Source organism: Rhodopseudomonas pentothenatexigens, assembly GCF_900218015.1.
In the GTDB taxonomy this organism is placed as follows: Bacteria; Pseudomonadota; Alphaproteobacteria; order Rhizobiales; family Xanthobacteraceae; genus Rhodopseudomonas; species Rhodopseudomonas pentothenatexigens.
Genome location: NZ_UFQQ01000043.1, coordinates 20208 through 27237, shown reverse-complemented (window position 1 = coordinate 27237; position 7030 = coordinate 20208). Strand labels below are relative to the sequence as shown.

The 7030-nt window shown below is 65.0% G+C and carries 8 protein-coding genes and 1 pseudogene; 4 read left to right on the top strand and 5 right to left on the bottom strand.

The genetic code is table 11. From position 1 onward, the window contains the following. Positions 1–126 (top strand): annotated as a pseudogene (locus DWA33_RS25815) (IS110 family transposase); the annotation flags it as partial. A gap of 107 nt (positions 127–233) precedes the next feature. Here DWA33_RS25815 and DWA33_RS23765 read toward each other — a convergent pair. The 3 genes from DWA33_RS23765 to DWA33_RS23755 all read right to left on the bottom strand — a co-directional run bounded on the left by DWA33_RS23765 (position 234) and on the right by DWA33_RS23755 (position 3147). Beyond that, complete coding sequence (locus tag DWA33_RS23765; protein ID WP_114360954.1) at positions 234–632, bottom strand: translational machinery protein; 399 nt, start codon at positions 630–632, stop codon at positions 234–236. Between the two features lie 134 nt (positions 633–766). After that, positions 767–1780 carry an aldo/keto reductase gene (locus DWA33_RS23760; RefSeq protein ID WP_114360953.1) on the bottom strand — a complete coding sequence of 338 codons (1014 nt, stop codon included), beginning with the start codon at positions 1778–1780 and terminating at the stop codon, positions 767–769. A gap of 158 nt (positions 1781–1938) precedes the next feature. After that, on the bottom strand, positions 1939–3147 hold the full coding sequence (locus DWA33_RS23755) for an ABC transporter substrate-binding protein (RefSeq protein WP_114360952.1): 1209 nt from the start codon (positions 3145–3147) through the stop codon (positions 1939–1941). A 103-nt stretch (positions 3148–3250) separates the two neighbouring features. On the opposite strand from DWA33_RS23755, the gene DWA33_RS25320 reads away from it, so the two are divergent. Continuing rightward, positions 3251–3946, top strand: coding sequence for a sulfite exporter TauE/SafE family protein (locus tag DWA33_RS25320; RefSeq protein ID WP_167443275.1), 696 nt, complete (start codon positions 3251–3253; stop codon positions 3944–3946). A 35-nt stretch (positions 3947–3981) separates the two neighbouring features. Here the strand turns inward: DWA33_RS25320 and DWA33_RS23735 are convergent, their stop codons facing one another. Next, on the bottom strand, positions 3982–5196 hold the full coding sequence (locus DWA33_RS23735) for a GGDEF domain-containing protein (protein ID WP_114360948.1): 1215 nt from the start codon (positions 5194–5196) through the stop codon (positions 3982–3984). Between the two features lie 375 nt (positions 5197–5571). Here DWA33_RS23735 and DWA33_RS23730 point away from each other — a divergent pair, with 375 nt between their 5' ends. Both DWA33_RS23730 and queD read left to right on the top strand, forming a co-directional pair. Further along, positions 5572–5760, top strand: coding sequence for a histone (locus DWA33_RS23730; protein ID WP_114360947.1), 189 nt, complete (start codon positions 5572–5574; stop codon positions 5758–5760). Between the two features lie 224 nt (positions 5761–5984). Next, positions 5985–6347, top strand: coding sequence for a 6-carboxytetrahydropterin synthase QueD (queD, locus tag DWA33_RS23725; protein WP_114360946.1), 363 nt, complete (start codon positions 5985–5987; stop codon positions 6345–6347). Positions 6348–6416: 69 nt separating this feature from the next. On the opposite strand, the gene DWA33_RS23720 is transcribed toward queD, so the two are convergent. After that, positions 6417–7004 (bottom strand): hemerythrin domain-containing protein, encoded by a 588-nt coding sequence (locus tag DWA33_RS23720; protein ID WP_114360945.1) that lies wholly within the window; start codon positions 7002–7004, stop codon positions 6417–6419. Between the last annotated feature and the right edge of the window lie 26 nt (positions 7005–7030).

The window sequence follows — 7030 nt, the reverse complement described above, 5'->3', positions numbered from 1 at the left end:
ACGCTGACCGCCAGGGGTAAACCACACAAGCTCGCCTTGGTCGCCTGCGCCCGTAAGCTGATTATCTTCATCAACACAGTCGTCGCCCGCGGCACTCCTTGGATCGCTAAATCTGCCCCGATCTAATGGTTGCTCAGGATGAGGACTCAGTGCCTTCGGAAAGGTCGGATCGTTTCAATCAAACGATGAACCGCTCTCAAGCCCGCCTTTTTCAAATTGCGGGCTGCTGAGGTTCATCGCGTCTGCGGCGTGGTCCGGTCCTCGGCCTTGAAGTACTTGCGGGCGTAGGCGACGACCTGACCGTCGCTGGGATGGTCGACGGTCTCCACCGCGGCGATCTTGGCCTTCAGCGCGGGATTGTGGTCGGCGATGTATTTCTCCAGCGCGTGCTTGGTCTGGGCCGGCCCGACGATCAGCACTACGCCGGCGTCGGCGATCGCCTCCATCGCGGCGTGGAGGAAATGTTCGTCGACCGCCTCGTGGCCGGAGCCGACCGCGCGGTGATGGTGGATGTGCCGGTTCGGATTGTCGGCGTGCACCACCAGCTTGTCGGCCTCTGACGGATTGAAATGAAACACCCGCGCTTCGCGATGGTCGATCCAGATCACGGCGTGGAAATGGGGGCTGGTCATGGGGCGGTCTCCCGGCTTCTGATGCGGTCCGCTGGCAACAACGATCGCGCGGGCCGCGTGTGGAACCGAGACTACGATCCGCCGTGGCGCTCCGGCTTGATCGGCCGCAACTTTGGCCCGGAGCCGGATGGCGCTCAGCCCGCGTGGCGCACGGGGCGGCCTTCGATCGGATAGGCCGGATCGTTGTAGCCGGGTGTGGAGGGATGGCCGCTCGCCACCAGGGCGTCGATCAGCGCCTCGTCCTCGGCGGTGAAGCGGTAGTCCAGCGCCCGGACGTAGTCGTCCCACTGCTGTTCGGTGCGCGGCCCGGCGATCACCGAGGTCACCAGCGCGTTGTTGAGCACCCAGCCGACCGCGAACTGTCCGGCGATCGCGCCCTTGGCTTCGGCATGGGCACGGATCTGCTGCGCCAGCTTGAGCGATTCGGGCCGCCATTCGGTCTGCAGCATCCGCTTGTCGGCACGGCCGGCACGGCTGTCCTTGTCGGGCTGTGAATCGGGCGCGTATTTGCCGGTGAGCACGCCGCGCGCCAGCGGCGAATACGGCACGATGCCGAGGCCGTAGAAGCCGCAGGCCGGGATGTGCTCGACCTCCGGCATCCGGTTCATCGCGTTGTAATAAGGCTGGCTGACCAGCGGACGGTCGATGCCGAGGCGGTCGCAGATGTTGCAGATCTCGGCGACGCGCCAGGCGCGATAGTTCGAGACGCCGAAATAGCGGATCTTGCCGGCGCGGATCAGGTCGCCGATCGCCCGGACGGTCTCGTCGAGCGGCGTCGCATGGTCTTCGCGGTGCAGATAGTAGATGTCGATCCAGTCGGTGCCGAGGCGCTTCAAGCTGTCGTCGGCAGCCTGCAGCACGCGGCGGCGCGACAGCCCGGCGCGGTTCGGCCCGTCGCCCATCGGATTGGCGACCTTGGTGGCGAGGATCCAGTGCTCGCGATGCGCCGCGATCGCGCGGCCGACCACCTGCTCGGAGGCGCCCATCGAATAGACGTCGGCGGTGTCGATGAAATTGATCCCGGCGTCGCGCGCCTTGTCGATGATCCGCGCCGAGGCCGGCTCGTCGGTGGCGCCGCCGAACATCATGGTGCCGAGGCACAGCGGCGACACCTTCAGGCCGCTGCGGCCGAGCGAACGATAGTCCATGGGGTGCCTCGTCTTTTGATCGTGGTATCGATCCCGGTTCTCATCTCATGGCCGGGCTTGTCCCGGCCATCCATGCTTTTGCGGGCGCTTGAAGACGTGGATGCCCGGCGCAAGGCCGGGCATGACGATATCGGATGCGAGTGCGGCCCGACAGGGTGCTACTTCTTCACCAGCGAACATGCCGGATCGGGCGGGCCGAAGGCGGCATCACCGGGGATGTGGGCCAAAATCTTATAGTAGTCCCACGGATATTTCGACTCCTCCGGCGTCTTCACCTGCACCAGCATCAGGTCGTGGACCATCAGCCCGTCCTCGCGCAGCTTGCCGCCGCGGGCGAAGAAGTCGTCGACCGGCTTCTCCCGCATCTTCGCCGCGACCTTCAACGGATCGTCGGTGCCGGCATCCTTGATCGCCTGCAGATAATGCAGCGTCGCCGAATACACGCCGGCCTGCCACATCGTCGGCATCCGGTTCATCTTGGCGAAATAGCGCTTGGACCATTCCCGGGTCTTGTCGTCCATGTCCCAATAGAACGACGTCGTCAGCAACAGGCCCTGCGCTGTCGGCAGTCCGAGCGAGTGCACGTCGGTGATCAGCGCCAATAGCGCCGCCATCTGCTGGCCGCCCTTGAAGATGCCGAATTCGCCGCCGGTCTTGATCTCGTTGACGTTGTTGGGCGGGCCGGCGGCGATGCCGATGATCTTCGCCTTCGAGGCCTGCGCCTGCAGCACGAACGACGACACGTCCGAGGTCGCGAACGGCGGCCGCACCGAGCCGAGCACCTTGCCGCCGCTCTTGGTCACCATCGCGGCGGCGTCCTTCTCCAGCGACTGGCCGAAGGCGTAATCGTCGGTGATGAAGAACCAGGTGTCGCCGCCGCGCTTCACCACCTCCTGCGCGGTGCCGACCGCGAGCGCGTGGGTGTCGAATACCCATTGCATCGCATAGGGGCTGCAGGACTTGCCGTGGAAATCCGCCGCACCGGTCGACTGGGTGATGAACAGCCGCTTCTTTTCGTTGGCGATGGTCTGGACCGCGAGGCCGACCGCGGAGACCGGCACGTCGAGGATCAGGTCGACCTGCTCGACGTCGTACCAACGCCGCGCCAGCGTGGCGCCGATGTCCGGCTTGAGCTGATGATCGCCGACGATCACCTGGATCGGCTTGCCGAGAACGGTGCCGCCGAAATCCTCCACAGCCATCTGCGCGGCGGTGACCGAGCCCTGGCCGGTCGGCGTCGAGGCGGGGCCGTTCATGTCGGTGAGCACGCCGAGCTTGACGACGTCGTCGGAGACTTGCGCGCGGGCCGCGGACGACGACAGCAGCGCAGCCGTCATCATCGCCGCCGCGATCGATCTGGCGATCATTCGGTTTCTCCCTTGTTCCGGCTCTGCGGCCGTGTTGTGTTGACGAAACTTACACCATTCTGACGCCGCCGCAATTTACCGGCGGCGCCACCGCCGGGGACCGATGTTCGCGATTTTGGGGTTGGGTTTTCTGCTCGGGATGCAGCACGCGCTCGAGGTCGATCACATCGCTGCGGTGTCGACGATCGCTGCCCGGCGCAGCGGCGTCGCCGACATCGTCAAGCACGGGCTGACCTGGGGGCTCGGCCACACGCTGACGCTGTTTCTGTTCGCCGGGATCGCGCTGGCGATCGGCCAGTCGATTCCGGAGCATATCGCCCAGCCGCTGGAGGGCGCGGTCGGCTTCATGCTGGTCGGGCTCGGCGGCCATCTGCTGTGGCGGCTGTGGCGCGACCGGGCTCACGTTCATGTCCATCAGCACGGCGACGGGGTCCGTCACATCCATCTGCACAGCCATGCCGATCGCGTCAGCCACGACGCGCCCGCCGCACACGGTCATGCGCACGGCTTCCGCTGGCGCACGCTGCTGGTCGGGCTGATGCACGGCATGGCCGGCTCGGCGGCTCTGCTGGTGCTGGCGGTGTCCCAGGCGCCGGATGCGGCGCAGGGGCTGCTCTACGTCGCGCTGTTCGGGGTCGGCTCGATGGTGGGGATGGGGGCGCTGTCGGCGGTGATCGCGGTGCCGGTAGTGATTTCGGCGCGGTCGCTGACGGTCGCCAACCGCTTTCTTCAGGTCGCCGTCGGCGTGCTCACCATCGCGATCGGACTGACCACCATCCACGCGACGCTGCTGGCCTGACGGACGCCGGCCGCCAAGGGGGTACTGACGCGGCGTCAAGCGATCTTGCGCAGCGTTTCTGCCGCGGCGAGGCGAATTTCCGGCGGCGGCTCGGGAGCCGGCTCGTACACCGCGTAGCGGTCCTTGCCGAGTCTCTTGGCATTATACAGCGCGACGTCCGCCGCCGCGATCAACCGTTCGGGGTGCTGGCCGATCTGCGGGGTCCACTGCGCCACGCCGATCGATGCGGCGATCCTGATCCGCGCGTCACTGCGCGCCGAGACGGCGCGGCTTTCTTCCAGGATATGACGGGCGATCATCGCGCCTTCGCGCAGCGTCGTGCCGGGCATTACCACGCAGAACTCGTCGCCGCCCGCCCGCGCCAGCAGATCGCCGGGCCGCAAACGCGACTGTGCCACGTTCGAGAACCGGCGCAGGCACTCGTCGCCGGCGGCATGGCCGTGCCCGTCGTTGATCGCCTTGAAGCCGTCGAGGTCGATCGCCAGCACGGCGAACGGCTCGCCGGTGCGCATCGAGATCGCACACTGTTCCGACATCCGCTGCAGCAGATGCCGCCGATTGGAGACGCCGGTTAGGTCGTCGAGCAACGCCAGGTTCTCGACTTCCGAGCGCAGCCGGTCGATCGCCATCAGCAGGAAGGCGAAATTCCAGGTCATCGACAGGAACACCAGCGCCAGCACCAGTGTCGCCTGGAAGGTGTTGAAGTGAACGATCGACAATTCGCCGCCGACGCCGATCAGTGCAGCGATCGAACGCACGACGTAGACCGCGAGGATCAGCCAAGCGATCACGGCGGCCATCCGCGCGCCGGGGTTGCGACGCCCGGACTCGGACATCACCAGCGGCAGCGTCATCGCGATCGGGATCAACTGTGCGATCGAGTACACCACGATCCGCATCGCCATCGAGTCGATGATGAAAGCAAAGAAGGTAAGCCCGACCGCAACCGCACCGGTGACGATGATCGAGGTCGTCCACGGCACGCGCCGGCCGTAGAACTCGAACATGCCCATGGAGGACAAACAGCAGGCGAAGACAACCAGTGTGCCGCCGCCGATCAGCGACAATTCGAGGTTGATCACGACCCGCAGCATACCGACGACCGAGCCGGTCGCGAGCACGAAACAGGCCGCTGTCATGTAGCGGGCGGGGGTGAAGTTCGGATAGCTGCGGGTGACGTGGACCCACACCAGGCCCAGCGAAACGAAATTGATCAGGAAGACGATCCACAGCGTCGGCATGCTCAACATGCGCGCCTCCGCCCGATGGAGGCCACCCAACCACCTCCGATTGCTATCTGCCGTCCGCCCATCACTACTCCTAAAGTTGGGGCGGAGGGTGCGCCGCGAGCGCTTAACGGAGTCTGAGTAGGCTTCGCAAAAATACGAGTTGGTTTTGAATCGGTGAACGGCGCCGCAGCATTGCCCGCTGACCAGCATTCACCTCGCGTTAACGCTGATGCCGCGCGAAACAGGCGAACAATTGTGGATAACAATGCGAAATATCAATCGTGGCCGATAGAACAGGCAGCGAATCTGCTCGGATCAAATTGGAGGCGGTTGCGAGATCGGCGAGTCCGGTCCCGTCTCGCGTGGCGTTAGTATCCATCAGCTCGAGAGGACGAGATGGCGAAGAAAGCCAAGAAGGCGAAGGCCGTCACCAAGGCCAAGAAGGCCAAGACGGTGAAGAAGGCCGCCAAGAAGGTCACGAAGAAGGCCGCCAAGAAGGCGCCGAAAAAAGCGGCGAAAAAGACGGTCAAGAAGACGGTGAAGAAGGCCAAGACGGCAAAGAAAGCCAAGAAGGCCAAGAAGTAACTGCCACGGAGGCGCCCGCGTCGGGCGCCTCCGCCGGCGCGCACGGGGCGCGCGCGGAGCCGCCCTGGAGCGCAGCGCCGGGACCGGCGGGGGCGGGACGGCATTGCGGCCAGCGGGGTTGTCCGGCGGCTGTTTTGGGGGCATAGCCGGCTTCAAATGCGACAGCCGCTCCTATAGGGTCCGCCGGCGTACCGGCCGAGCAGCCGCCCCAACCCCCGAAACCGATGAAGATCACCCAAGCGTTCCGCTTCGAAGCCGCCCATTATTTGCCCAACGTGCCGGAAACCCACCGCTGCAAGCGGATGCACGGGCATTCCTATCGGGTCGAGCTGCAGCTGTGCGGTCCGGTCAATCCGGACACCGGATTCGTGCTGGATTTCTTCGAGATCGAGGCGGTATTCGGGCCGCTGCTGAAGCGGCTCGACCATTATTGTCTCAATGAGATCGAGGGACTGGAGAACCCGACCGCGGAAAACATCGCGGTCTGGATCTGGCGCCGGACCAAGCCGGAGCTGCCGCAGCTCTGCGGCGTGCGGGTGTATGAGACGTCGGACTGCTGGGCCGACTACGCCGGCGAAGACGACTGACAATAAGGGCGGCGCTCCCGCCGCCCGATCAGCATGGTTGGTGGATGATTGCGAGGCCGGCAGCGCCGATCAGGCGCGCACCGGCGCCTTGCTGCGCTCGGCTTCTGTCTCCTGCTCCCAGCGCAGAATGGTTGCATAGAGATTCTGGAATTTGCTGGCGGTCTCGCCGTCGAACATCGGATCCTTGCGGTCGTCGATCCGTGCGTCGATCTTGGCCCAGTCTTCCGCGGTCAGCGTTTCGAGCGCGGCCGGGAATAGCAGCTGCTCTTCCTTCAGCATGTGACGGCGCTGGTGCTCGATGAAGTCGCGCGCGGCGGCGTGGAAGGTCTGGCGCGGCAACTCCTGATCGGCGAGCACGTCGTCGACGACCTTGGCGAAGTTGGCCAGCCGGTCGACTTCCAGCTCGTGCTCCTTCTCGATGTCGCCGACGGTGCCGGCCACCGCAGGATTGCGCTCCTTGAGGATACGATAGACGACGTCTTCCTTCGGATGGTGACAGGCTTCCGGGTACTCCTTGAAGTACTGAATGATCGCCTGGAAGATTTCGTAGTCGGGACGCTCGCGGCGATCGAACACGCTGAGCTCTTGTTCGAGCACGTCGAGCAGGCGCGCGATGTTGCGGTGCTCTTCGTTCAGCAATTCAATGATTCGTGACATGGCCGACCTCGATGTCGCTATCCGCA

What these genes read in the sequence shown, in the direction of transcription:
- DWA33_RS23765 (WP_114360954.1), bottom strand. Translation starts at nt 632, where the DNA reads ATGACCAGCCCCCATTTCCACGCCGTGATCTGGATCGACCATCGCGAA.
- DWA33_RS23760 (WP_114360953.1), bottom strand. Translation starts at nt 1,780, where the DNA reads ATGGACTATCGTTCGCTCGGCCGCAGCGGCCTGAAGGTGTCGCCGCTG.
- DWA33_RS23755 (WP_114360952.1), bottom strand. Translation starts at nt 3,147, where the DNA reads ATGATCGCCAGATCGATCGCGGCGGCGATGATGACGGCTGCGCTGCTG.
- DWA33_RS25320 (WP_167443275.1), top strand. Translation starts at nt 3,251, where the DNA reads ATGTTCGCGATTTTGGGGTTGGGTTTTCTGCTCGGGATGCAGCACGCG.
- DWA33_RS23735 (WP_114360948.1), bottom strand. Translation starts at nt 5,196, where the DNA reads ATGTTGAGCATGCCGACGCTGTGGATCGTCTTCCTGATCAATTTCGTT.
- DWA33_RS23730 (WP_114360947.1), top strand. Translation starts at nt 5,572, where the DNA reads ATGGCGAAGAAAGCCAAGAAGGCGAAGGCCGTCACCAAGGCCAAGAAG.
- queD (WP_114360946.1), top strand. Translation starts at nt 5,985, where the DNA reads ATGAAGATCACCCAAGCGTTCCGCTTCGAAGCCGCCCATTATTTGCCC.
- DWA33_RS23720 (WP_114360945.1), bottom strand. Translation starts at nt 7,004, where the DNA reads ATGTCACGAATCATTGAATTGCTGAACGAAGAGCACCGCAACATCGCG.